Raw genomic sequence first — 25,538 nt, 5'->3', positions numbered from 1 at the left:
GTTGATTCAACATTCGCGAAGCCGCTTCACCTGAGAATTTCCCCATGAGATACTTTTTTTTCGTTCTTGCGTTACTCGTTGTTGATTGCCTGGCTGGCAGGTCGGCCATGGCTCAGCAGGAATCGACCAGGCTTCCGAATATCTTGTGGCTGACAAGTGAAGACCACGGGCCACATATGGGTTGTTATGGTGATTCGCTCGCACGCACTCCTCATGTCGATCAGTTAGCCAAAAAAGGGATGCGGTTTCGCATGGCATGGTCGGTGGTGCCTGTCTGTGCACCCGCTCGAACAGCCATTATCACCGGCGTCTACCCATCAGCCAGTGGTGGGCTTCACATGCGATCGATGGTTCCCTGGCCAGAAGAGCAACTTCTCTTCCCGGCTTATTTGCGCAAAGCCGGCTATTACACGACAAACAACTCGAAAGAAGACTACAACGTCCCCAAAGCGGTTCCCCCATGGGATAAATCAGGTGCGAATGCTCACTGGAAGAATCGCAAACCTGGACAGCCTTTCTTTGCAGTCTTCAATTCGACGAAAAGTCATGAAAGCCAGATTCGCAAACGGCCTCATCAGGCCTTGACCAGCCCTGCTGATGTCCGCATTCCTAAGTACCATCCGGAGACTCCCGAGGTTCGCCAGGATTGGGCACAGTATTACGACCAGGTGAGAGCTGCCGATGCCGACGCCGGTATTCACCTTCTCGAACTGGCAGAGGCCGGCCTCGCGGAGGACACAATTGTCTTTTATTACGCAGATCACGGCAGTGGCATGCCCAGAAACAAACGCTGGGCTGGCAACACCGGGTTGCAGGTGCCTTTTGTCGTTTACTTCCCCGAAAAGTATCGCCACCTGGCTCCGGCTGATTATCGTGCCGGGGGTGTTTCTGACCGATTGATCAGTTTTGTCGACCTGGCTCCCACAATCCTGAGTCTGGCAAGCATCCAGCCACCCGCCTACATGCAAGGTCATGCTTTTGCCGGTCCTTATACCGCTCCAGCCCCCCAGTACCTGTTTGGTGTTCGCGGACGCATGGATGAGCGGCCCGATCATGTTCGCAGTGTGACAGATGGTCGATATGTCTATCTGCGGAATTACCTGCTGCATCTTCCCCATGGCCAGTATCTGGAGTACCAGTTTCAGACACCGACGACTGTGGCCTGGAAAACCTTATTCGATCAAGGGAAGCTCAATCCGGCACAGTCCGCCATGTGGGTCACGCCTCGTGAACCCGAAGAACTTTACGATCTCACCAGCGATCCGGATGAAGTTGTCAATCTGGCACTTGATCCTGCGCACGCCGCGACCATCGCCCGCTTTCGAAAGGTTCTGTTCGATCAGAACGTGCGAGTCCGCGATGTCTGCTACCTTCCTGAAGAAGAGATGCACCGCCGGTCAAAATCAACCACTCCCTGGGGACTGGGCCATCGCCCGGAAACATTCGCCCTCGAAAAGACGATCGAGGCGGCTGATGTGGCAGCCTCCAAAGAGTCAAAAATTGAGGAACTGTCAAAATTTCTCAGTGATCCCGAACCGGGTGTTCGCTACTGGGGCCTCATCGGCTTGCTCATTCGTCAGCAGCGGGGCGCGCCAATCCCTTTGCCGGCTGTTTTGCCACTGATGGACGATGAATCACCCTCGGTGCAGATTGTCTCTGCACAACTGGCTGTGCTCGCAGGTTCCTCAGCCGAGCAGTCCCAGGGGCTCGCTTTGCTCAAAACCTTAGCCACTCCCGAAAAGAGTGATGTGCTGACCTCGATCAGCGCACTGACGGCCATTGAATCTCTGGGAGATCGAGGCCAGTCACTCTGGGACGATCTTCTGCTGATGAACACAACAAACCTCAAGCTGCCTGACCAGCGTTTCAGTCCGTACATTCCTCGATTGCTCCTGAATCTCAAGGAACTTAAAGAACGTCGAACATCAAACCGGTAGGGTCCGCTGTGCGGACCATTTTTCCCGATCCATGCAAATCACGACTCGAATATGCCGACATACTAACCACTATTTTTAACGAGACCTGACAACGCAACATGGTCCGCACAGCGGACCCTACGAAAGTGATTACACCATGTCTTCACGACAGCGAATCCTTCAGATTGCGATCTTGTTCTTGTTGAGACTTATGATCTGCGGCGATCTCCTCGCGGCCGAGACTCCTGCTCAGCCGCTGAACATTGTGGTGCTTTACGCCGATGACTGGCGTTTTGATTCCCTCGGCTGCGCCGGCAACCCCATTATCCAGACACCCCACATCGACGCCCTTGCGGCCAAGGGCGTTCGCTTTCCGCGTAATGCCGTCACCACCTCCATCTGCGGCGTCTCCCGCGCCACGCTCCTCACTGGCCAATGGATGTCGCGTCACGGCAACCCGGCCTTCGAGATGTTCAAAACCCCCTGGGCCGAAACGTATCCCGCGATCCTTCGTGAACGGGGCTATCACGTGGCCCATGTCGGCAAGTGGCACAACGGCAAGTTCCCCGCCGCCAACTACGATTACAGCCGCATCTCAGCCACGAGGCACTGGGTTCCCGCTCGGGGCGAGGCCGGTAAGAAAGGCGAGAAGGTTCATATCACCGCCCTGCAGGAACAGGACGCCCTCGACTTCTTCGACAGCCGTTCCAAGGAAAAACCCTTCTGCCTGACGGTCGCCTTCTTCGCCCCTCACGCCGATGACCCTTCACCCGCACAATACTTGCCGCAACCGAAAAGCATGTCGCTGTATGTCAATGACATCATTCCAGTACCTGCGACAGCGAACGAGCAGGCTTTTCGAAATTTGCCACCCTTCCTGGCGAACGACAAGCAGGAGGGCCGCCGTCGCTGGTCGTTAAGGTTCTCGACGGATGAAGCCTTCCAGACGTCGATGAAAAACTACTACCGGCTCATCACCGAAGTCGATGCTGCCTGCGGCCGCATTCTGGATCGATTGAATGCGGAGGGGTTGGCGGACAACACGCTCATCCTCTTCACCACGGACAACGGCTATTTCCACGCCGAAAAAGGCTTGGCTGATAAGTGGTATCCTTACGAAGAAAGTATCCGCGTGCCGCTGGTAATCGTCGATCCCCGGATGGACAAATCGCTGGCGGGAATGACGAATAATGCCCAGACACTGAACGTCGATCTCGCGCCGACGATCCTTCGCGCCGCCGGTGCCCAGCCCACCCCGCGGATGCAGGGCCAGGACATGTCACCCCTCTATCTGGGAACGCCCGCTTCAAGACAGGCAGCCGCCAAAAGTTGGCGAACCGACTTCTTCTACGAGCATTCGGCTATCCGTGACATTTCGTTTATCCCTTCATCGCAGGCTCTCGTGACGCCCGAGTGGAAGTACCTGTATTGGCCAGACTTTCAGCGGGAAGAACTCTTTCATCTCACCACTGATCCTCGCGAAGAACACGACTTGGCCGGAGATGAAAAATCTCTCGACACTTTACGTGATCTCCGTGAGCGCTTCGCGAAGCTAAGAAATCTCGCCAGGTAACGCCCACTATTTCGCCTCGCTGGTCACCCGCAGTTCGCCCCAATAGGCGAATTCGTAGGCCCAGTTGTTCGCTTCGTTAAGGACTTCGATCACAGGCTGCGTCCCAGCGAACGGAGCCAGATCGATCTCCCGGCGGGCCCAGCCATTCTCGGTCGTCGACTTGCCGATGATCTCTTCATGGATCACTTTTCCGTTGACCTTAACCACCAGCCGGAAGTCGCCGCGCGTGTCGTGCGCCACATGAACCAGGAGTCGGCTCGGCTTGTCGGCGGGGAGGTCGAAGATTCCCTTCGCCACCATCGGTCGCTTCTGATCGACAGGATGTGTCCGCACGACAACTTTTTGACCGCCATGTTCCTTGAGCAATCCGACACCATTGAGTCCCGAGGAAACCTCCGCAAAGCCCGGTGCAACTGTCTGAAAGATCGCCCCGAATTCCGCCGGGTTGTTCGATTCACGGGGCGCGACTTCGAACGCCCCTGGCAGTTGCCGCGCGCTTGGGTCACCCGGCGGCTTGTCGAGGATGACATACGCCATCAAATCGGCGATCTCCTGACGCGACAACTGCTTTTCGATCCCTTCGGGCATCAGCGAAAGTTCGCTCAGCTTGTACTCCTCGATCGTGTTGCGGGGAATGATCTCCACTTTCCCCCCCTGCACCTTCAGGACCACCCGTTCGGGAGAATCTTCAGCCAACAGACCGCTGAGTGCCCGGCCGTCGTCGGTGATGACCGTGCATGAGCGATAACCCGCACCGATGACGAGGTTCGGGTCGAAGATATTCGAAAGGAGCTGCGTGTAATCGTTCCGCCCATTGAGCGTGATCTCCGGCCCGACCTCCGCCCCTTCGCCGTACATCTTGTGGCATTGCCCGCACACCTTGCTGAAGACGAGCTGGCCTTTCACCGCGTCCCCCGGGGTGGTGCGAACGAGATGCCGCATCTCGGCAACCACCCGCTCCCGCTGCGGGTCGCGGCCTGAACGCACCTGTCCCCACACTTCACCCAGCCGCTTGGAAAGTTGTTCATCACCCAGATCTGCGATGCGTCGTGCCTGAAGTGAACTGAGAGCTGACGCGGGAATCTGCTTCTTCTCCATCGCTGCCAAAAGAGCCGCAGCCCATGTCGGTCGCTGGGTGAGCAGTTCGATGGCCTTGGGCTGCAGATCGGTGGTGAGCTTCGGGTAGTAGGCCAAGGCGAATGAGCCAACTTCGGGATCATCCAGCCGCGACAAAGTCGCCAGCAGCTTCCCCTTGAATTCGCTGGCAGCGGGCGGCTTGCCATCGAATATGGCGGCCACACTCCGCAGTACTTCATCCTGACCAGCCGCCACCAGTGCCCCAGCGGCCGCCAGTCGCTCCTCGTCTTTGAAGGTGGACGTTTCCAGCACCTTGCGAGCAGCGGCATACCCTTCCGAGTCTCCCCAGGTCGTCGCCAGAAGCGCGGCTGGCACAAAGTTGCGGCTCGAAGGATCGGCCACGATTTTTTGGATGATCGGCCCAACCAACTGACGAACGGCCACCAAACGGTCCCCAGCCAGCTGCCGCGTCTGAATCTGAGTTGCCAGCACGTTCAGCACCTGCCGGGCTGACTCACTGGCCGCATCGGTGGCGAGAATCGTTTGCAGCACGACCGCATCCGGCTGGGGCTGCGATAAGATCCAGTCCATCAACCGGCCATCCAATGATTTCGCCAGAGCACTCGACCGGTATTCAGGCGAAGCGAGGAGATCACCCAGGAGTTCTGGTCTACGTCCATAAAAAGCTTTGATCGTCTGCCATGCGAGCCGATGGGCATGAGCATCTTCGAGGAGTTTTGGAGCTGCCGTCTTGAAGGCACGATGCAGCGATTCATCCGTAAGGCCCTGCTCGGCAGCACGTGTCATCGCGATCAACGCCTGGAGGCGCACACGGGCATCTGCATCGCTTAAGTCAGAGCCAATTTGTTCGATCACCAGCGCGGCCGCTATTTTGTTCGATGAAGGTGTCGCTCTCTGCCCGTCCGTTCCGATCATCAGGCTTCCCACTGCAGTGCGCAAAGCCCAGGCGCGGATCAAAGGGTCGCAATTCACTGTCGCCTGCTTTGTCTGCTCTTTGTTGAATCCAGGCGCGAAGGTGGCGATTTGAAAGGCCGCTCGTTGCAGGTGAGCCGGAGTCGACTCGTTGAGTGCCAGTGCCAATAACCTCTTATGCAGCGAGTCACTCTTCCCGTCCTTGCGCCACAGCCGCTCCTCCAGAATCCTTTGGGCGGTGCCGCGAGTCCAGACGTTCGGATTTGCTAACAGTTCCACCAGCTGGTCGTCGCTGGAAGTCACCAGGTCGAAGTTCGCCTTTCGAGGCGTCTCCTTGTATCGGACGCGATACAGCCGCCCTTTGAGCCTGTCGATACCCTCGGGATCGCGGTTGGCGTCTTGATAGCAATGATAGCGGTCGTACCAATCGAGGATGTAGAGCGAGCCATCAGGCCCGGTCTTCTGCACCACCGGCATGAACCAGGCATCGTTCGCTGTCAGGAAATCCGGTTCGCCGAAGCCCGCGTAGGTCGAACCATTACGCTCAATGCGGTCGACATTGATACATCCGCCGTGGATGTTCCCCATATAGAGTTTCTTGCGGTACTGCTCGGGGTAGGCGTCGCTGTCGAACCACGTGATGCCGCAATACGCCGCCTTCTGGTGCTTGTGCTTGACGATCGATTCAATCTTCCATGTGTGCGGCGGATAAGGCCCGCCCTGCCGGTGGTAGTAGCCAGTTTCGACGAGATGCCACAGGTGGTCGATGACGCAGGCGCTGATGAACGCTTCGCCTTCGTCATTGAAGGCGATCCCCCACGGGTTGCTCGTCCCTTCGCAGAAGACCTGGAATTCGCGCGTCTGCGGATGAATGCGGAACATCGCCACCGTGAACTTCCAGCCGGGATGTTTTTCCTTCTCGGCGGCGGCAAAGTTCGGATTGTCTTTGCCATACTTAATGTGGCTGGGATTGAAGACGCCATTCAGCCCATAGAGCCAGCCATCCGGCCCCCAGGTGAGCGAATTCGGCAACTCATGCGTGTCGTCGCGGCCAAAGCCGGTCACCACGACTTGAGCAGGGCCATCGGGAACACCATCCCGATTGGCATCCGGCACAAACAGGAGATCCGGAGCATTCGCAATCCAGACACCACCATGTCCCACTTGGACGGCCGAGGGAATGTTCAGCCCGTCAAGGAAGACTGTGAATTTGTCGGCCCTGCCGTCGCCATCGGTGTCCTCGAGAATCTTGACGCGGTCCCGCCCCGGCCCGGCACTATGCCGAGGATACTCGAGCGACTCCGTGATCCAGAAGCGGCCTTTCTCGTCAATCGCCATCGCCACCGGATTGACGATCTCCGGCTCACTGGCGACGACTTCCACCGTGAAGCCTTCCGGCACCGTCATCAGCTTCGCAGCAGTCGTTGCGTCGCGGGGATCGTTGGGTGGCTTCTCCTGCCGATGAGGAATCACCTGCGCATCGAGCGTTGCCCATCCTCCAACGAACATCAGGCCAGCCAGCAATCCATAACGAACTGTGCGGCTCAACAACAATCGCGGCTGGAAACGATGATCCATGGACAGTGCCTCTCGGAAAAACGCATAAGCAATGTGCGATATATCTTATATCGAGAAACACTGGGCCGCCACAGTGACTCAATTCTGAGATCATTCGAGGATCAGCGAACCAGATTGATCTGCTGCTCACTGATGGCTGGCCGGACAATTTCCGGCGGATGACTTTTCTCAGTCGCACCCAGTTCCCAGGGAGATTGCCCGACCCATGTCGTTTTTAGCCCCTCAATTTCGAGTGTTCGCCCGGCTAGATCGACAGTCACCATCGCCCATAAAGGATCCTGATAGGGGCAGGTACTTTTCAGGTGAGGATGCTGTTTGTGAATTTCTGGAGAGTAACTCTCGTGTGCGAATTGATCCCCCATCCAGTGGTAAGCCGCACTGTTGATCTGGATGTAGGGAATCCCGTTGACAGGGCGAACGTAATCCTGATGCAAGTGACCTGCGAATACAGCCACTACGGGCGACTTGTTTGATAACGTCCCTTCGAGAATCTTCTGGATTGCCGCATGGTTTTCGATGCCTGAATCTGTTTCCAGAGGTTGGTGGATGAGCACGATGACGGGTTCGTTGGATTTCTCAAGCTCCGTTTTCAACCACGCGATTTGATCCGGTCCAATGTACCGGGCATATCCCGATTTCTGGCCCCCCGGTTCGTTTCCATCCAGAACAATGAATCGCACCCCTTTTGCAGAAAACGCATAGTACCTGGCAGGCATACCATAGAACTCGGCAGTGACCTGAGGTTTGTAACCGGCGTCCATGTCATGATTACCCAGCACATGGTATTTAGGCCCGGGAAATGAGTTCCAGATCTTCATGAGGGGCTGGTTTGCAGGTTTGGGGATACAAAAATCGCCCAGTTGGCAGATAAAATCGACGTTTGCCAATGTCATCGCTTCGACAAACGCTCTCAAACGTTCAGGAGCATCGGGGATAATGTCCTGATGGAGATCCGTGATCACCCCAAAACGCAGAGGTGCTGTCTGCTCCTGCGCCTGAGTCACCAGGGCGGGTAAAGTGATTGCGCAGGAACTTGTAGCCAGAAATGTCCGCCGACTGATATTTGTCATCAGGAATCGCTCCAGGAATGTCTCGTCGTACTGGGTATTCAATCGAATACAGGGGAAGCAGCGTTTTTGTCACTCATGAAGTTGGCGGGGCAAGATGCTTGTTGAACCAGTTCAGCATTTCTTCAACGGCCTGTTTCATGTCGGCAGGAGGCAAGCCATGGCCTGCCTCGGGGAATTCCATTAATCGGCTGGGAACTTGCGTCTGATCGAAAGCCGCCTTGATTTTCTGGCTGTGCGCGATGGGGACCAGATCATCCTTGGCCCCAGCCAGCAGCAAGGTCGGCGCGTCATCGGCAGAAACCTCAAAGAGAGGTGAAAGCTTCTTCGCTGCAGCCAGGTCGAGATCCAGCGCCGGGAACCGATTGTAAGCCGGCAACCGGTCTTTGGCCTCGCGCACCATAATCGTCAGATCGGTAGGAGCAACAAAGGCCACCACGGCCTGAACACGATCACTCACGCGATTGACTGGATCAGCGTCACTCGCACGGCCATCGTCTCCTGTGGTGCCCAGCGTGAGTGAAAGATGTCCTCCAGCGCTGATGCCAAAGACTCCCAGTCGGTCGGGCGAGATGCCAAACTGTTGGGCATGCAGACGAATAAATCGCACACTGCGGCGAACATCGGCGACGGCATCCGGAATGCCATACTTCGGGCTGCTGCCATGCCGCACTGCAAAAACGGTATAGCCTGCATCGGTCAGTGGCTTGAGCATGCCATGCAGCTTTTCGGGTGGTGTCCACTGCGAATACCAGCCACCGCTAACGATAAAAATCACCCCTGCTCCATTGGCATTTGCGGTTGGCGTGAAGACATCCAGCGTCATCGCCAGGCCATCTTTATGACCATAGACCACATCCGGCGTAATTTTCACAGCGGGATCGCTTGCCAGAGCCGCATGCTGCAGACCAACCCAGAGGGAGAGCATGACGAGCCCGTATTTCCAGAAATCTGCCATCGCTGCTCTCCAGATGTGTGTCCTGTTGTGTCGATTCAGTCATGAATCAAACTCGATATTCATGCCCTTTCAGTTGACCGTGAAAATCGCTCGTGATCAACTGCGCACGGATTCGTTTCGATTTGCTTTCACATTTGGTTTTCAACCATTGATCCCGTGCCAACGGGAAAACCTCACTGGACAGTGACGCTGTCAATGAATTTTCACTCTCCGCAGCCGCCGTCAGTAGCACAGCCATTATCGAGATTCCGTCTTGACTGGCTGTGCTGGACAGCTTTGGCGTTGACCTTGATCCTCCGCGTGGGCTGGATGGTTGTGAAGCCCGAATCTTTAGCGATTGATCGGGATGCTTATCTGCTCCTGGCTCAAAATCTGGCTGATGGTCTGGGCTACTGCGGGCCTGGCGGAGTTCCCACAGCGTTTCGACCACCACTTTTCCCACTGCTTCTGGCACCGCTGTTGTGGTTGGCAAATGTCACGTGGGCTGTGGCCATGCTGCAGTTGTCACTCTCTCTGGTGCTCACCTGGGCTACGATCCGAACAACTCAACTGTTGACGATCGATCTTGCCAGCGATGGACTCAAAAGAAATGGATGGTATCTGGCGGGTGGCTGGGCTGGCTTGATCGTGGCAATAGATCCTCTGCTGCTGCTCTACTCGACCCAGCCGATGACTGAAATTTTAGCCGCAACTCTGATCATGCTGTTGTCTCTGCAGTTGGCACAGGCATTGATTCATCCCGCATCTCTTACGCTCTCCAGGCTGATGTGGGCTGGCCTCTTGGCAGGGCTCGCCCCATTGGCCAGACCGGCCCTGCTTCTGCTGTTGCCATGGTTCCTCATCTGCATGGGATGGGCCAGCAGCCAACGCTCATCACACGCTTCACTGCGATTGCCACTGCGAATCGTAATGCTTCTCGCCGGATTTTCTTTGATCGCTCCCGGAATCTGGATGACTCGAAACCTCGTCGTGACGGGTACTCCCATCGTGACCACGACACATGGAGGTTACACACTCTGGCTGGCGAACAATCCTGTCATCCAGGAACTGGAAGAAACCCGGGGAACTTCCATCTGGCCTGATGAAAAATTTCGTGAATGGGAAGCCCAAAACCGCGAAAAACTCGACGGGCTCAGTGAAGTCGAGCAAGACAAACTTCAGCAGGACTGGGCCTGGCAAGCCATTCGCCGCAATCCTTCAGCCTTTGCTCGCAGTGCCCTGCTCAGGATGGCATTTTTCTGGAGCCCAGTGCCTCAAAGCATGTTCCAGAACCAAGTCCCCCGGGGGCTCATGGAACTGTTGTTCTTCTGCTATGGCCTGTTCGCCATTCTGGCCTGTTTAGGAACTGTTGAACTCCTTCGCTGTCATCGAGTTTTTGGCGTCTGGTTGTTGGGAACTGTCTGCCTGGTGATGCTGCCGCACATTTTCTACTTCAGCAATGCGCGGATGCGGGCCCCCATTGAACCTCTCCTCGCAATTCCAGCTGCGCTCTGTCTGGTCAAACACTTACAGCGATGGATCCCCTAATCGCACACTCGTCAGAAGTGATCCATCTCTATCAAAGTCACGATCGATTCTCGGCGGCTTTCAATATCTGCCGTGCAATCGTGACTGGACTGTCCTGGGGATCGATGGGGATTTGCCGACATTCTTCCAGATTACGGAACCATGTTTCCTGTCGCTTGGCAAACTGTCGTGTGCGATCGCGCATGGTGATAAACACAGCTTCAGGGAGAGAAAGTTCCGGGTGTCGAGCTTCAGGCCTCAGGGTTTCCAGCCAATCGAGAATCTCTTTGTAGCCCAATGCCTGTCGGGCGGTATGGCTGAGAGGGCGCTCCAGTTCCATAAGTCTGAGGTTTTCCGCCACCAGCCCTTGCTGAACCATCTGCATTAATCTCCGTTCGATGCGTTCGGCTAACCAGCCTCGAGGGGGCATCAAAGCAAAGACTTTGTGGATCCCTTCGACTGGCGGTTGATTCTGTTGCGCAGACAACGGAATGCCCGTCAGCTCAAAAACCTCTAATGCGCGGATCACTCGCCGCAAATCATTCACATGTAATCGAGCCGCTGCGGGAGGATCGCATTGGGCCAGAAGGTCATGAACAGCCTGATTTCCCGCAGTGATCGCCAACGTCTCCCACTTCTTGCGGAGCTCCCAATCAGCAGCCGGGCCATTAAAAACGCCACGCAGCAGGCTCCTCAGATATAACCCCGCTCCACCGACAAACAGCGGGGTCTTGTGACGCTGGACAATCTCTTCAGCCACCTGACGGGCACTTTTCAGATACTCCGCCACACTGAATTCTTCCCAGGGTTCAATGACATCAAACAAATGGTGCGCCGTCGCCAGACGCTCCGAGATAGTCGGCTTTGCTGTACCGATGTCCATTTTTCGATACAGTGTCATCGAATCCAGAGCAATAATCTCTGCATCGAGCAATTTTGCCAGTTCGAGAGAGACTGCGGTCTTTCCACTGGCGGTCGCCCCGGTCAGAAACCAGCACTGGTTGAGAAGTTCTGCGGGAAACTGCATAGCGAGTGGTTTTCAACAGCAGGTAGGTGGCATACACTGCACTCAGTTCGCAGGGCAGCATTCTGCCCATCATAACAGTGGCTGTGGTTTGCTGAACCTTGAAAGGGACCGCATTCGACAGCTGTTGTTGAACCAGGGAACTGCAGGTTTATTTCGAAGGTTTTGACATGCCACAGTTTGAGAGTCAGGTTCAGCTTCCTGCAGCACCGGAAAAAATCTTCGATTTTATCTCACGTCCGAAGAATCTCGCTTCGCTGAGTCCTCCAGATGCTGGTCTGGTTTTTGTGGAAGCTCCCGAAGTGTTATCTCTCGGCAGCATCATGGTCTGTCGAGTTCAGGCTTACGGCGTCGTCCAGCAACTTGAGCAGAAGATCACGGTCTTTAATTCTCCCGTGGGCTTTCGCGAGGAACTGATCAAAGGCCCTATTAAAAGTTACATTCACGATTACATCATCGAACAGCAGGATGATGAGTTGTGCGTGCTGAAAAATCGAATTGAGTTTGAGCCACCGGGAGGCCTGATTGGCCTGATGGTCACTGCCGACAAGATTCTCGATCAACTGGAAGATGCCTTCGCTTATCGCCGTCAGATGCTGGTCAAGGCGTTTTCGTAATCACTCTCGAGTCGATCATTCAAAACACAGCCTGAGGTAGACTTGATGAGTGATTTGCTCAAGCGGCTCGAAGCACAGTTGGAACACCGGCTCAAGGAACTCCCCGCCGGTTCTTATGTGACGGAACTTTCGCAGGCGGGTCATCACATGATGGCCACGACGCTGGTTGAAAAGGCCTACCAGATGGTCGAAGCCTGTGCAGAAGAGGATGCAGGGAATCCGGGCGATGTTCCTGCAGCAGCTGCCAATGTGTTGTTCCACTGGATGCTGCTGCTCAAGGCCTACGGACATGACTTGAGCACGGTTGAGCGAGAACTGATGCAGCGTTTTGATCTGCGGTGAGCCATCACTTCAATTCGGTGATTTTCGCAGGCCGGCGATTATGATTTTTTCGCAGAAATCGCCTTGAGCACTTTCGTCCAGTTACTGCGGAGCTCTTCCTCACTCAATCCACCAGAGTTGTCGGCATCGATCTGCTTGAGAAACTGCCGATGGCCCGACTGAACCTCGCTCTCGTCGACTTCTCCACTGCCATTGCGATCGAGAGCTTTGAGGAGTTTGCGGGGCCCCTCCTTGGAATCGAGCCAGTCAGTCATGAGGTTGGCACTCCCTGCGGTTGAGCGAGGGATCGCGATATCGAAGTAGCCAATCATCATCTCTTCCCAGGATTGATCCCCCCAGGTGACAACCTGAGAAGGGTCAGGATTAGCGAGGTTATCTGGCGAATTATCAAATGTTGCCGAGGCATACAGAGTCGAGCCACGAGCCACCTTGATGGGTTCTGCCAGACGATATTGCGTCTGCCAGTTGAAGTCGTAATGGGGAACATTGAGTACGACTTGTCGTTCCCCACCGGGTGGCTGCAGTTCGTAACGGAAGGATTTCCCCCGGAGATGCATATGAGGTGACATCGACAGCAATTCCAACTCGACGGGAGCTTTTGTCGGCTTGGCGTCAACGCGCTGATTGTCTTTGTAGGGCTCTAGCCGAAAACGAAGTTGAGCCACACTCTCGGTTTTGACTTCATGCGTCACTTTGGCAGGATCAGCGAAGATCAGCCCGACTTTTGTGCGATCTTCCTGAGCTTCACCATTCGGAGTGTAATGCACCTGAAAAATGAACTTGGAACCCTTCGGGATCCGCTTCGCATAGCCTTCCGGGAGTGGCTTCAATCTCAAGCCAGGCACATACGCCACCAGAAACTGCTTATCGTGATCAAACTTTTTGCCATCCTCACTCAGGAACACAATGACGTGATGGACCACAGCCCGGTTCCCGGGTTGCACCTCAACACCCGAAATCCAGCGATCTTCAGTGATCCCGGGATCTGCCGAGAAATATTGATATTTGACTTCACCGGTCGATTTGACAGAGAACGGCCGCTCGCTCATCCACACCACCTGATCCGGCTGACGTGGCAATTGCCAACCATTGGTGAAAACTGGCAAAGGAGGTCTTTGTGAAACGTCTCCTGCCGGAGTCCCCTCAGCGACCCATTGCTTCAATGTGTCAATTTCCTTTTGAGAGAGTCGGCGTTCATTGAGGAATTTGCCATGCGATTCTTCCGCATGCCAGGGAGGCATTCTTCGCTCGCTGGTCACTTCGGCAATCATCTCGGCCCAACCCGCCGTCTCCTCGTAATTCACAAGGCTGAAGGGCCCGATTTCACCGGGTCGATGGCACTCGACACAGTGCTGGTCGAGGATCGGTGCGATGTCTTTGGCCCATGTCACTTGAGGTTGGGCCTTCGGTGAACTCAACCGGCCGATCAGGCAGCCAATGACTTCGGTCTTGCTGATTTCGACGTTTTTCTTTGCCAGAATCTGTTCGACAGCCAAAGCCAGATCTTCGCGAGTCGGAGCTGGCCTCGATTTCCCAATCCCGTGCTGGTCGTCGATTCGACCGCTATAGCGAATGACGCGGTTTTGATCGAGAACCACCACTTGAGGCGTTCGCTCAGCCCCTAACGCCTTGAGCCAGTCTTGATGAATATCCTTGAGAATCGGGTAGCTCAGTTTTTGGCGTCGGGCTTGAGCCTGAATCTCGGCCAGAGAATCTTGAGGATTGGCGTTAACCCCCACGAATTGCACGCCTCGATTGGCAAATCGTTCTGCCAGCAGATTCAACGTCTTCGCATACTGCAAAGCCAAAGGGCACTCAGTCCCCAGAAACGCCACCACAACAACAGGTGAAGTTTCCGACTTCGGAAACGTCCAGACGTTTCCTTCCACATCTTTCCAGGTTTTATCAGTCAGCTCGGAAAGACCTGCCAACTTTCCCTGCGGGCTCCCTGCTGTGGCAGAGGCCTGCGGCACATTTTCCACCGCAAAAGTCGGGAGTAACGCCAAAGACCCTGCCAGTAATCCCCCGACGCACACCAGCGGCTTCAGAAAAGATGGTGTCGATCCGCTCATAACTGATGGCCCTGAGATTTGTTCACTACCGTTTGATCATTCCACCAAGACCTGCGCGCACAGTTCCCTGCGGCACAAAAAGACTTACCCATGAAAAGTGATCCTGGTTTCACTACAGGAACACCTAGCCGACTGGTGGGTTCTCCAAAGTTTTCTGCCATCCAGTGAATTTTGGGAAGAGCGGAATGTGAGCGTACAGGGTATTTCGACACGCTAACTTTCCTCACCAGGCGGGAAACTGCTCTTTGTGGGCATGGCCGCGCTGGTGGAAACATTCAGCCATGGCCTGCCTTCGGCATTCGCAATGGCCCGAAAAATGCCTTCCCAGGTGAATACACTGGCTTCCGCAGAAATCGATAACCCCGCTTCGAGGGCGGCTTGTGTCGTCACCGGACTGATGCTTACAAATCGAGCCGCATTGATGAACTCTGACGCATTGCGGCCAGATTCTCTCAGATAAGCATCAAGTAGTTTTTTCCAATTTCTGGCCATCGACGGGCTGCTCAAGGCAATCCAATCCACTTCTTTACGAGAGAGTTTTTCCCAGAAATCTGCCGGCCAACTGGTCACATCCTCGTTGCGATACACCACAGCCGTTTCCATTGACCAGCCCGCTTTTTGAAGTCGCTCAGGAATAACTTCTCGTCCACGATTCGCCCGAAACCAGATCGCACGTCCTGCAGAGAATTGCTGTGCGAGTTCTTCCGCAAGGACTTCACCGCGAAACTGAGAGGGCACAAAGTCGGCACGAAGATGCCACTTCTCCAGTTCAGCAGCAGTGCTCGCACCAATCACAGCCAGTCGGCAACCCGCCAGCTCGCGACCATCCAGCCCGCGTTGCCACAAATGCTGCATGAAACAACGCACACCATTGACACTGGTGAAAATGATCCAGTCGAACTCTGCGATACGGTCGATGATTCCATCGACTAGAGTCCAATCATCGATGGACGAGATCGAGATGGTGGGCATCAGCAGCGGAGAACCTCCCAATTGCTCACATTCGAGGGCCGTTAATTCTCCCTGTTCGAGTGGTCTGGGAATCGCAATTCTCAGATGGCGAAGTGGCCGCTCTTCAAACCAGGCAGCAGGGGTGCGCCACTCAATCGCATTTCCAATCATGGCGAGTGATGGCGCCAGGAGATTGGCCTGTTTGGCCTTGGCAGCAATATCCGCCAGAGTCGCTTCCACCATTTGCTGACGAGATGTGGTCGCCTGACTCACAACCATGGCCGGTGTCTCTGCCGGCTTGCCGGCTTCAATAAGTGCTCTGGCGATAGTCTCCAGGCGATGCAAACCCATGTAGAAGACGAGCGTGCCAGGAAAGTTCGCCAGAGACTGATAATTCAATGTCTGTTCAGTTTTATCTGGATCCTCGTGCCCCGTAATGAATGCCACTGCCGAGGCACACTCACGATGCGTCAGTGATAAACCCGAATAGACGGCTGCAGCAGTGGCGGCTGTAATCCCCGGAACCACTTCAAACGGAATCCCCGCTTCAGCCAGAGCAGCAGCTTCTTCACCGCCGCGCCCAAAGATAAAAGGATCGCCTCCCTTTAATCGCACCACGATCTGGCCATTGCGTGCCGCTTCAATCATCCGGGAGTTGATCTCCGATTGAGAAATCCAGCCCGGATGTGTGCTGATGGCGCGATCTCCACCGGCCGAACGACCTGCGCGACAGCTTCGAACAGCCTCACCACGCGACCAATTCAGAATCCGTGGATTGACGAGGCCGTCATACAACACCAGATGGGCCTCCTGTAGACATTGCCAGCCACGAATGGTTAACAATCCCGCATCACCCGGCCCGGCACCGACCAGATAAACTTTTCCAATCCGATTCGTCATGAGTTTTCCGGTGATCAACGCTGCCGGTTTTTCAATTTGGTTCTCCAACCACATCATTTAGACAGTTGGGCCAAAGACTGAAAAACGGGATCCTTCGTATCTTGAGGCATTGTGGTGTATCTTTATGGTAATTCGAGCCTTTGTCGATGAACAATGCTCTCAGAGTTGAAATGACTCGGTGAGTCATCGACCGCCCAATCCTCACCGTCTTTTACGGTCCATCAAAACAGTTCTCTGGAATCGAAAGTTCTCCCACATGTCCAAACGTGAGACTGGCGCAGGCCGCTCATCTTCTCCAGAGAACCGGCCCAGACCTCAGCGGTCTGCAAATAAACCAACGGATGAGGATCCTTTTTCGAGAGACGAAGAAGCGGCAGATCCCTGGGTGAGAGCATCGCGCAAACTCTCAGGTTCGAAGTATCCTCCACGAAGTACCAGCCCGAAAAAGACAGAGAGAAAATCGACTTCGGGGGCCGGACGCAGTGGAGCAAGTAACCCACCACCAGCCAGGGCGCTGCATGGGCGATCGGCATCCGCGCGGACAGGAACGACACGCCCGGGAAGACGTGAAGCACTCGAGGCGATCGATTCCGTCAATGCCGCCATGGCGAAGCTGACTGGGCCGCAAAATTTCCGTGAAGGATCCAAGGCCTCTGCCAAAGGAAACCTTGAACTCGCTCTGAATCACTTTCGAGAAGCCGTTCATCGTTCGCCATCGAGCTTGCCTTATCGAAAAACGTTAAGGGCGACGGCATGCCGAAAGCATCGGCAAAACCTGGTCGGCTCACCCAATGCGAGTAGTGTGATTATCCGTCTGGTGGTGCTCATTGCCGATGCGAAGAAGAAACGGGAGTGGAACCGGATTGATCGACTGGCCGAAGAAGGCTTGGCGCTGAATCCGTGGCATGATCAGCTTCATGCACTGGCAGCCGAGGCCAATCTTGAAAGACGCTACTATGAAGTGGCTCTTTTTCTTGCCGATACCGCCCGTCAACTCACTCCCGGCAACCACGAATTTGAGGCGTTGTATCAGAGGGTTCAGGAAGCGATGAGAAATCCTGCGGCAAAGGATCGTTCCACCGCCGAAACATCGATGGCAAAGCGGAAAGCGGTACAGCGCAAACCGACCAAAAAATCGACTTTAACGCCCGAGACGAAGGCCAAAACCAAGATTGCCGCGAAAAAATCTGAAAAGGTGGATAAAGCACCTCGAAAAGCGTAAATATCTAATTGCAAATCGTTCTGAGCGAAGACTGATCGACCAACTTCAGGGCTGCAAAATGAATTTTTTCGTGAGATCCCAAACCGCAGGATTGTCGCTGCTGTCGAGCTGCTTCTTGTTGGGGCTGGTGTTGGCAGGTATTCAAAGCCCATCAGTTCAGGCTCAGGAACCTGCCCAGACTCCTTTGAATATCCTGGGTAGTCTGGTTCCAGATACAGCCAATCTCGTCGCTGTCATTCGCGTTCAGGAACTTCTCGACAGCCCGATGGGACGCGCTGCCAACTGGAGGCAGGCACATCAGGCCGCTTTTCTGAATGGTGCCGCCACTGTCCCGACTAACGCCACCATGCTGGTGCGGGCGGCACATGTTCAACCCGATCATAATCGGGTGGTCTGGTCATTAGCCTTAGCCCAGATGCAGGGCACGTGGACGCTTCGCACACTCAGTCAGCCAACCGGCGGGGTCATCCAGCAGGTCAACAATCACCCGGTGCTGGTCCTCAGTTCCGATGCCATTGCAACTCAACTCCCTGGAAATCGCCTGGCAATTCTTTCACCCGCCTCAAGGCATGACCTCGGTCGATTCCTGCGTCATACCACGGAGACCCTGAACGGCGTCTCACCGCAAAAGTCCTGGGCTGAGACCCAGATCGATTCGTCGAAAAGTCACATCATGCTCTCTCTCGATATGCGAGACACATTTGACCCTGTGGTGGCGGCCAATTATCTGCAATCGACACTGGCCTTTGCTGGTAAGCAGAACGAAGCAAGAATTATGGGGCAGATTCTTTCGGATCTCGAATTCATCGAATTCGATGTCGATGCCAACAGTCAGCTTGATATGACAATCAAAATGAGCTTCTCCCGCTCCCCCACGCGACCAGCCAGCGAACTGCAGCAGGTGTTCGTCAGTTACCTTGACGACTATGGTTTTCATCTCGATGAAATTGAATCCGCTAAAGCCACACTGAACGGTCGCGTGCTGACCTTGACGAACACGATTTCCGATGCCAGTTTGCGGATGGTACTCTCATTAATTCGTGGTGTGGGGGCAGGAACTTTGCTGCCCGAATCTCACTCGGCACAAACTCCAGAGGAAGCGACTCTGGCAGCATCGATTGCTTACTTCCAGACAGTGAATCAGCTTGTAGATGACCTGTTTAAGCAAGCCTCGCGTGGCCGCGACTATCAACGAGTGGCCTCGTGGTACGATAACTTTGCCCGTCGTATTGATGAGCTACCCATTCGAAACGTTGATCCTGACCTGCTGCGATACGGCCGTTCCATCAGTGCTCGATTGAGACAAATCGGGATGTCCTTGCGCGGGATTCAGTTGGAAATGGGACGAGTCGCCAGCTACGCCGAGTACCGTGTTGATGTCACTCCTCCACAAGTTCAATGGAATGGTGGCTGGGGTGGAAACTGGAATGGCTGGGGCTGGGGCGGAGCCTGGGTGACACCGGGAACTGTCAATGTAGAGACTAACTTCCCTGAAATTCGCGGCAGACAGGCCGATGCGATTGCCAAAGGTACGACTGAGCGCGAGACCATCTGGAAATCGATCAATAACGATCGAGCAGTTGTTCGCGACGATATGATGAAGAAGTTCAATGTGGATTTTCTGAATCCACCCCGTCGCTAGGACAGCCACTGATTGACAATTCTTTCATGGAGGAAGATTCAATGATGTTTCGACTTTTGGGATTCTGCCTGGCCCTGGGATTAACCCCGTTCTTGCTGACGACTGCCCATGCCCAGGAGGCTCGCGTGGTGGACAAAGCCGGGTTTGACAAGGCGATCGCGGCACATCGAGGCAAAATTGTCGTTGTCGATTGCTGGGCCACCTGGTGCGTCCCCTGCATTAAGCAATTTCCCAAATCGGTCGAACTTGCGGATCGCCATGCCAAGGATGGGGTGGTGCTGGTGACATTAAACTTTGATGATGTCTCTGGAACCAAAGTGCCAGCAAAGGTCAACAAGTTCCTCTCAGAGAAGGCCGGCAAAGGGGACCATCTGGTCAGTGCTCATTCCTTGAGTGATGACGGAGCAGAGATTTTTGGAATTTCAGATGCGGCTTTGCCTCATTACATCATTTACGGTCGCGATGGAAAAATCGCCGCTCGAATCGCCAGCACCGAAGATTTGCCAGCGACGCACGAGCGCGTCGAACAGGCCGTCCAGAGCGTGCTCAGCAAATCGCCCCGATAAGCCATTGATTTCAGCCTCATCGACTAACTGAACCTCACACTCCGGATTTAACCCAGAGTGGCGGTTGCCAGCAGGTTGGAGAGTCGACAGATGTTTCTGCGGGATTTGTCTGCTGGTTGCGATGTCAGAATCACGGCATAGGCTCCTAATTCCGGATCCATCCAGCAGAGTGTTCCCGTGGCTCCCCAATGCCCGCAAGTCGTTTCAGGAAGAAGTTCGCATAATGGGGATGTGTGCTGGCGCCAATTGAGTCGCCATCCATAACCCCAACCCCGTGTGCGGCGTTCGATCTCTCCCAACTCTGGGAGCATTTGAACCTGATTTTCCATCGATCTCACGAGTGACTGACGCGAAAGAAACCCGTGTCCCGGGCCCGCCTGGCCATGTTCGATATCAATCGAGGTGAGGCAAGCTCTGAGCAGCGAAACGATATCTGTGGGAGTACAGACCATTCCTCCCCACGGTGCCCCCAAAGTCCGCCACCAGGTGCTATTCCAGTTCCAGTCGTCACCGCCGGTCTGTTCGGGGGGCACTTGAACGGAGATCTGTCGCCGTTCAATTCGCTCAAACGATTTTTCAGTCCCTGCTCCCAGAGCCGAATCATGCATTCCCAGCGGTTCAAAGATGGTTTTTCGAATGAATTCTCCCTGAGGCAAGCTGGTAATCTTCTCCATGATTTTACCGAGCACCGCATAGCCCAGTGACTGGTACTGCACTCCCCGTCCGGGAGCAAAAGATAGCGGTGCCCGACAAGCTTCTGACACAAAATCATTCAGGGTCGCATGTGCTTTGCGAAGCTCGACGTTATTGGGCGGGAGATCGGGTAAACCGGAAGTATGTGTCAGCAGATGGCGGACTTCGATGCCGTGCTTCTGTTCGTTGGCGAATTCTGGAAGAAATCGAGTCACACGATCATTCAGGAGAATTTCACCGGCTTCGACCAATGAAAGTATGGCCATCGCCACGATGGGCTTGGTGATGGAAGCCACTAGATAAGCGGGTTCGCCTTCGAGTAAGGCCGCTCCCAGTTTTTGAATCTCCGGCCCGAAATGCCTGGGCGCGTAATGCCTGCGCGGCGATCCACAGGCGAAGGAAAGCGTCACGCCTTCGGCTTTGGACCAACTTTCAGCCAGAGCCTGAGCCCGATTCCATGCTTCCTGCGAAGAGACAACCATTGTGAACCTCCCTGCTCATCTGCCTGTAAAATGAATTGATCTTCGAGCCAGGATGACTCGATCACCTTTCAGGATTCGCCCGCGAGCATGCCACTGACAGGTACAGTCTCAACCCGCATGATGCTGTCGAGTCGGGTGATTTCAAGAACTTCGCGAATCTCTGGATTCGGATTGAACACCATCAGTTCCACACCCAGTTTCGGAATAGTGGCAAGTAACCCCAGCATGCCACTGGGGACAAAGCGAACATTCGTGAGATCGACAGCCAGCGACTGACATTTCGTCGAACGGAGCAGCAATGTGAGTTCATCGCGGCAGATCCCGAGATCCAGTCGATCCGGGCGATTCCTCCCGAAACCAATCACCGTTAATGGGCCGGATTGATAGACTGCAAATGAACTATAGGGCTGACTGGACATGATTCACTCCTGAGTTGGAGGAGTGTGTCAATTCCTGTCATGCAGGTCAACTCGATTGAGAGGACTCGACAGGAGTTCCATCTCAATTTGACCTCGCAGCGAGAAGAGATCGAAGGGGCAGGATGGTTGGAATAAAGACAGCCCTGATACAACCACACCAAACGAATAAATGTAAACTCATCCTGCCGAACGCAAGTCTGCCCATTCTTCCCCGGAAATTCCAGTCGAATCGTTGACGACCGAAGAAATCACAGAATTTCGAAACCATTCTCAGCGGATGATCAACTCCTCGCCCGCTTCATCGACACGAGGGGATTGTCCACCACGCAGGACACTGTTTCCCTGGAAAAGAGTCCGCTGGTCGATTGGCGTGGGATTCAACCAGTCTTCTTCGCGAAATTGACCACTCGGCGAATAGGCAGCCAGTGCATTCTGGTAGGTGACAATTTCGATCTGGTCGTTGGTGATTCCAGCCTGTTCCATGAGTCGAGCTGTTTTGGGAACTGCCAAAGCATCGGAAACACCCCAGTCAGCCGAGGAGTCGATAATGACGCGCTCTGTCCCGTACTGTCGGATAATTTCGACGACTCGTTCATTTCCCATTTTGGTGCGGGGATAAATCGTGAAGGCACACCAGTAACCACGATCCAGAACCTCTTTGCAGGTCTCTTCATTGTTGTGGTCAATCACCACACGATGAGGAGCGATCCCGAGATCTTCAATGATATCCATCGTGCGATAGGTGCCCCGCTTTTTATTTCGATGCGGCGTATGAATCAGAATGGGGAGATCGACCTCGACAGCCAGTTCGAGCTGCAACCTCAAATACTTCTCCTCGAGAGCGGTCTGGTCATCAAAGCCAATCTCACCAATGGCCACGACCCCTTCTTTGGTGAGATACAAAGGCAGCATTTCCATCACTTCATCGGCCAGTCGCTCGTTATTGGCTTCTTTCGAATTCAGGCCGATCGTGCAGTAATGCCGAATGCCAAACTGCGAAGCGCGAAATCGTTCGAAGCCGACCAACGTAGCAAAGTAATCCTGAAACGAACCGGCAGTCGTTCGCGGCTGACCCTGCCAGAAAGCCGGCTCAATGACAGCCACGACACCTGCAGCTGCCATTGCTTCATAATCGGCAGTTGTTCGCGAAACCATGTGAATGTGCGGGTCGATAAAGGCCATGATCAAAGCTCTCCTGTGGAGTCACCCGGCTGTGATGTATTGACGATGCTGGCAATACCATCAGGAACAAGATGATATTTCGCCTAGAGTGGTCAAATCCGGGGGAAGATGCATCTCTAATTAACAGTTCGCGGCACGAGAAGTTCCCAGTTCAAATTGCCCGTCTCCCATTCATTACGAAGAGAGCTGGCGGAAGCAGACCCGTCCAAAGCAGTCGTGCCGGAGTTTGATTCTAACAACGTGAGGAATGCGGCCCGCTGTTCCGTGGGATTACCTGACTCCAGTAGCTGCTGCAGCTTGTGGGTCGCCCGGGAATTCAGGAAACGAACCATGGGTCGCCAGAGATCGAGAGGCACTTGCCGACCTGCTGCCTGACGTTCTTCTGCAAAATCGAGCAGCATGTCGACGAGTTCCGGATTATTGCGTTGATCAACCGCCCAGATGCCACTGAGTGAGATGTCGTTGAACAATGTCTTGAGAACCAGTTGGTTCCATGAGTTATTGCAAAGATTCTCGGCGGGGTACGGGTTGTCGTAAACAATCGCGAGAAGCACACTCCGAATGTTGGAACGAATTCCTTCTTCACACCGCTGCTGGTGGGCCTCTGGAAAAGGTAACAGTGGCAAAGCGCTGTAGAGAGCCACAAGTTCTCGCACTTCTCCGGCGTTAAAGAGCGGATCAAGGACACTCAATAATTCTTCGGCGGTTCGATGTGGCCATTGGAGAATCAACCAGGTTCGGGCCGCCTGATCGACGCTCCAGGCCTCAGGGTGCCAACCTGCCCGCACTTTGTGGGCTGCTTGAAGCTCCTCGGAGGAGAGGTTCAGATCGGATTTACCAGTTTTTCGCGGAACGAGCCCAAATGAAAGAAATAATCCCTTACGGTCTCCTTGAGAGATCTTTTCCGATTGCCTAGCCAACCACTCAAGAGACGAGGACTCCAGCCTTGTTTGCAGCCAGGTGGCCAACACATGAGCAATCTGCTCTGTCCGTTCAGGGGTCGATGATGTCTTGGGCAGGTGAGTTGGGATGACGGCCTGTGTGGAATCAGCGATCGAATTCATGGCAGGAATCTCGGAAGAGGCATCATGGCAAGCGGCGGCTGAACATCAGAGTAAATTCTTACGCGGTCATAAAAATTTGAGAGCAGCAAAAGTGTTTGATCATTGACCATTAGCCATGACGGCTGCAGCCCGAAGGATGACCACAGCAACTGTTCATTACAGGTAAAGGAGATGCCGAACTGCGGCCACCAGCTACCATGGCGAGCATACCGCCTGAGATCAATCTTTCGACGGGTGTCTCCGCTAGTGTGGTTCCAGGCAGATGCCCTGCCTTCTCACAGAGTTCGCCCCAGGTGAGAATCTGCTCACGGATCCCATGGGCAACGCTGACCGTTTCGTTGTTTGCAGGACAGAAATAATCGTAATTGATCATGTCGGGGCACTCTTTCTCACATGAAATCATCGGTTGAGTGCGTCACAATCATTTCTCAATCGAACGCCAAAACAACCGCCTAGTTCAGAATACCGCCGGATGAGTGCAGCGGGCAACCCTTGCAATTCGAGCTCACCGGCTCAGCTCTTCCTACGAACCAACCCCACGCTAAGTGAAAGTCTCAAAGCATGTCCGCTTCCACACGACCAGATGGTGGATTTTTCGGGAGCAGCCCGTTCCATGGGCAGTTTCCTCAAACGCGCCTGCGCCGCAATCGCCAATCGACGTGGTCTCGGGCATTAACACAGGAAAACCATCTGCATGTCAGCAATTTGATCTGGCCGGTCTTCGTGATTGATGGAGTCAATCACGAAGAAGAAGTTGCCAGTATGCCGGGAGTCTTGCGAAGGACGATTGATCGGCTGCTGCCGGCCCTGCAAGAAGCAGAGTCACTGGGGATACCGGCAGTGGCCATCTTTCCTGTGACGGAACCACGATTAAAAGATGCTGAAGGAACGGAAGCGATCAATCCTGAAAATCTGGTCTGCCGGACTGTCCGCGCGATCAAAGAGGCGGGGCTTTCACTGGGAGTTATCTGTGATGTCGCCCTTGATCCTTATACATCGCATGGGCATGACGGGATTCTGCGAGATGGAGTCATCGTTAACGATGAGACGGTGGCACGACTCCGCCAGCAAGCGGTCGTTCAGGCTCAGGCGGGTTGCGACGTCATTGCTCCGTCGGACATGATGGACGGCCGCATCGGTGCGATCCGCAACGCGCTGGATGAGGCTCAATTCCAGCATGTGCAATTGCTCTCTTATGCCGCCAAGTATGCTTCAGCGTTTTACGGGCCATTTCGTGATGCTGTCGGATCGGCCTCACAGCTGGGACAGGGTGACAAAAAGACGTACCAGATGAATCCAGCTAACACGGATGAGGCAATTCGCGAAGTGGCCATGGATCTCGCGGAAGGGGCTGACATGATCATGGTCAAGCCCGGCATGCCTTATCTGGATATTGTTCATCGAGTGAAAACTGCGTTTGGCGTGCCCACTTTTGCTTATCAGGTCAGTGGCGAATACTCGATGATCGCTGGTGCCGCTGAAAAGGGTTGGGTGAACCGGGAACTGGTGATGCTGGAAAGTCTACTGGCATTTCGCCGGGCTGGTGCGGATGGAATTCTTACCTATTTTGCAGTGGAAGCAGCTCGATACCTGAACGTAAATCATCATGGAGTTAAGCAGTAATGTCTAAGCTTTCTGCTTAATCGCACTTACTCCTTGTGGTTTCGATACTCAGCAGAATTTGAACGAAGGCTGAACCATCCGCCGCTGATTGAAGCTCGCCTAAATAAAAATCCTCCCGAGAGGCGAGCTGT

At 54.5% G+C, this 25,538-nt stretch carries 20 protein-coding genes; 9 read left to right on the top strand and 11 right to left on the bottom strand.

All coding sequences use genetic code 11. The features are described 5' to 3' along the window. Window positions 1–44 precede the first annotated feature (44 nt). On the top strand, window positions 45–1,937 hold the full coding sequence (locus PLIM_RS08125) for a sulfatase family protein (RefSeq protein ID WP_013109830.1): 1,893 nt from the start codon (window positions 45–47) through the stop codon (window positions 1,935–1,937). A 136-nt stretch (window positions 1,938–2,073) separates the two neighbouring features. Further along, window positions 2,074–3,489 carry a sulfatase family protein gene (locus tag PLIM_RS08120; protein WP_041401392.1) on the top strand — a complete coding sequence of 472 codons (1,416 nt, stop codon included), beginning with the start codon at window positions 2,074–2,076 and terminating at the stop codon, window positions 3,487–3,489. A 6-nt stretch (window positions 3,490–3,495) separates the two neighbouring features. On the opposite strand, the gene PLIM_RS08115 is transcribed toward PLIM_RS08120, so the two are convergent. The 3 genes from PLIM_RS08115 to PLIM_RS08105 form a co-directional block, all read right to left on the bottom strand. Next, window positions 3,496–7,077, bottom strand: coding sequence for a PVC-type heme-binding CxxCH protein (locus PLIM_RS08115; RefSeq protein ID WP_013109828.1), 3,582 nt, complete (start codon window positions 7,075–7,077; stop codon window positions 3,496–3,498). 101 nt (window positions 7,078–7,178) lie between these two features. Then, window positions 7,179–8,147 (bottom strand): metallophosphoesterase family protein, encoded by a 969-nt coding sequence (locus tag PLIM_RS08110; protein WP_013109827.1) that lies wholly within the window; start codon window positions 8,145–8,147, stop codon window positions 7,179–7,181. Window positions 8,148–8,220: 73 nt separating this feature from the next. Beyond that, the gene (locus PLIM_RS08105) at window positions 8,221–9,102 is read right to left on the bottom strand and encodes an alpha/beta hydrolase (protein WP_013109826.1); all 882 of its coding nucleotides are present in this window, start codon (window positions 9,100–9,102) and stop codon (window positions 8,221–8,223) included. A 195-nt stretch (window positions 9,103–9,297) separates the two neighbouring features. Here PLIM_RS08105 and PLIM_RS08095 point away from each other — a divergent pair, with 195 nt between their 5' ends. Beyond that, window positions 9,298–10,629: a hypothetical protein gene (locus tag PLIM_RS08095; protein WP_041401387.1), complete on the top strand. Its 1,332-nt coding sequence runs from the start codon at window positions 9,298–9,300 to the stop codon at window positions 10,627–10,629. Window positions 10,630–10,666: 37 nt separating this feature from the next. On the opposite strand, the gene miaA is transcribed toward PLIM_RS08095, so the two are convergent. Continuing rightward, window positions 10,667–11,635: a tRNA (adenosine(37)-N6)-dimethylallyltransferase MiaA gene (miaA, locus tag PLIM_RS08090; RefSeq protein WP_013109823.1), complete on the bottom strand. Its 969-nt coding sequence runs from the start codon at window positions 11,633–11,635 to the stop codon at window positions 10,667–10,669. 167 nt (window positions 11,636–11,802) lie between these two features. On the opposite strand from miaA, the gene PLIM_RS08085 reads away from it, so the two are divergent. Both PLIM_RS08085 and PLIM_RS08080 read left to right on the top strand, forming a co-directional pair. Beyond that, on the top strand, window positions 11,803–12,249 hold the full coding sequence (locus PLIM_RS08085) for an SRPBCC family protein (RefSeq protein WP_013109822.1): 447 nt from the start codon (window positions 11,803–11,805) through the stop codon (window positions 12,247–12,249). Between the two features lie 45 nt (window positions 12,250–12,294). Further along, a complete protein-coding gene (locus PLIM_RS08080) occupies window positions 12,295–12,591 on the top strand; it encodes a phosphoribosyl-ATP pyrophosphatase (protein ID WP_013109821.1) in 297 nt (98 codons plus the stop codon). 38 nt (window positions 12,592–12,629) lie between these two features. Here PLIM_RS08080 and PLIM_RS08075 read toward each other — a convergent pair whose 3' ends face one another. Continuing rightward, on the bottom strand, window positions 12,630–14,663 hold the full coding sequence (locus PLIM_RS08075; protein WP_013109820.1) for a redoxin domain-containing protein: 2,034 nt from the start codon (window positions 14,661–14,663) through the stop codon (window positions 12,630–12,632). Window positions 14,664–14,876: 213 nt separating this feature from the next. Then, window positions 14,877–16,514: a uroporphyrinogen-III C-methyltransferase gene (gene cobA, locus PLIM_RS08070; protein WP_013109819.1), complete on the bottom strand. Its 1,638-nt coding sequence runs from the start codon at window positions 16,512–16,514 to the stop codon at window positions 14,877–14,879. 256 nt (window positions 16,515–16,770) lie between these two features. Here cobA and PLIM_RS24105 point away from each other — a divergent pair, with 256 nt between their 5' ends. The 3 genes from PLIM_RS24105 (at window position 16,771) to PLIM_RS08050 (ending at window position 19,944) form a co-directional block, all read left to right on the top strand. Continuing rightward, on the top strand, window positions 16,771–17,736 hold the full coding sequence (locus PLIM_RS24105) for a hypothetical protein (protein ID WP_013109818.1): 966 nt from the start codon (window positions 16,771–16,773) through the stop codon (window positions 17,734–17,736). A 70-nt stretch (window positions 17,737–17,806) separates the two neighbouring features. Further along, window positions 17,807–19,378: a hypothetical protein gene (locus PLIM_RS08055; RefSeq protein WP_148227032.1), complete on the top strand. Its 1,572-nt coding sequence runs from the start codon at window positions 17,807–17,809 to the stop codon at window positions 19,376–19,378. A 41-nt stretch (window positions 19,379–19,419) separates the two neighbouring features. After that, window positions 19,420–19,944: a TlpA family protein disulfide reductase gene (locus tag PLIM_RS08050; protein ID WP_013109816.1), complete on the top strand. Its 525-nt coding sequence runs from the start codon at window positions 19,420–19,422 to the stop codon at window positions 19,942–19,944. Between the two features lie 47 nt (window positions 19,945–19,991). Here the strand turns inward: PLIM_RS08050 and PLIM_RS08045 are convergent, their stop codons facing one another. The 5 genes from PLIM_RS08045 to PLIM_RS08025 form a co-directional block, all read right to left on the bottom strand. Beyond that, window positions 19,992–21,119, bottom strand: a complete 1,128-nt coding sequence (locus PLIM_RS08045; protein WP_013109815.1) for a serine hydrolase domain-containing protein — start codon at window positions 21,117–21,119, stop codon at window positions 19,992–19,994. Between the two features lie 68 nt (window positions 21,120–21,187). After that, entirely contained in the window at window positions 21,188–21,538 is a 351-nt protein-coding gene (locus PLIM_RS08040) for an STAS domain-containing protein (protein ID WP_013109814.1), read from the bottom strand. Between the two features lie 270 nt (window positions 21,539–21,808). After that, window positions 21,809–22,720: a TatD family hydrolase gene (locus tag PLIM_RS08035; protein ID WP_013109813.1), complete on the bottom strand. Its 912-nt coding sequence runs from the start codon at window positions 22,718–22,720 to the stop codon at window positions 21,809–21,811. 116 nt (window positions 22,721–22,836) lie between these two features. After that, a complete protein-coding gene (locus tag PLIM_RS08030) occupies window positions 22,837–23,784 on the bottom strand; it encodes an EboA domain-containing protein (protein WP_013109812.1) in 948 nt (315 codons plus the stop codon). A gap of 109 nt (window positions 23,785–23,893) precedes the next feature. Beyond that, a complete protein-coding gene (locus PLIM_RS08025; RefSeq protein WP_013109811.1) occupies window positions 23,894–24,157 on the bottom strand; it encodes a hypothetical protein in 264 nt (87 codons plus the stop codon). 188 nt (window positions 24,158–24,345) lie between these two features. On the opposite strand from PLIM_RS08025, the gene hemB reads away from it, so the two are divergent. Beyond that, window positions 24,346–25,407, top strand: a complete 1,062-nt coding sequence (hemB, locus tag PLIM_RS08020; protein ID WP_013109810.1) for a porphobilinogen synthase — start codon at window positions 24,346–24,348, stop codon at window positions 25,405–25,407. Window positions 25,408–25,538: the final 131 nt, after the last annotated feature.

The sequence above is a fragment of the Planctopirus limnophila DSM 3776 genome, from assembly GCF_000092105.1.
GTDB lineage: Bacteria > Planctomycetota > Planctomycetia > Planctomycetales > Planctomycetaceae > Planctopirus > Planctopirus limnophila.
Note: the sequence above shows the minus strand (reverse complement) of the source record. Positions and strands in the feature narration are given on the sequence as shown.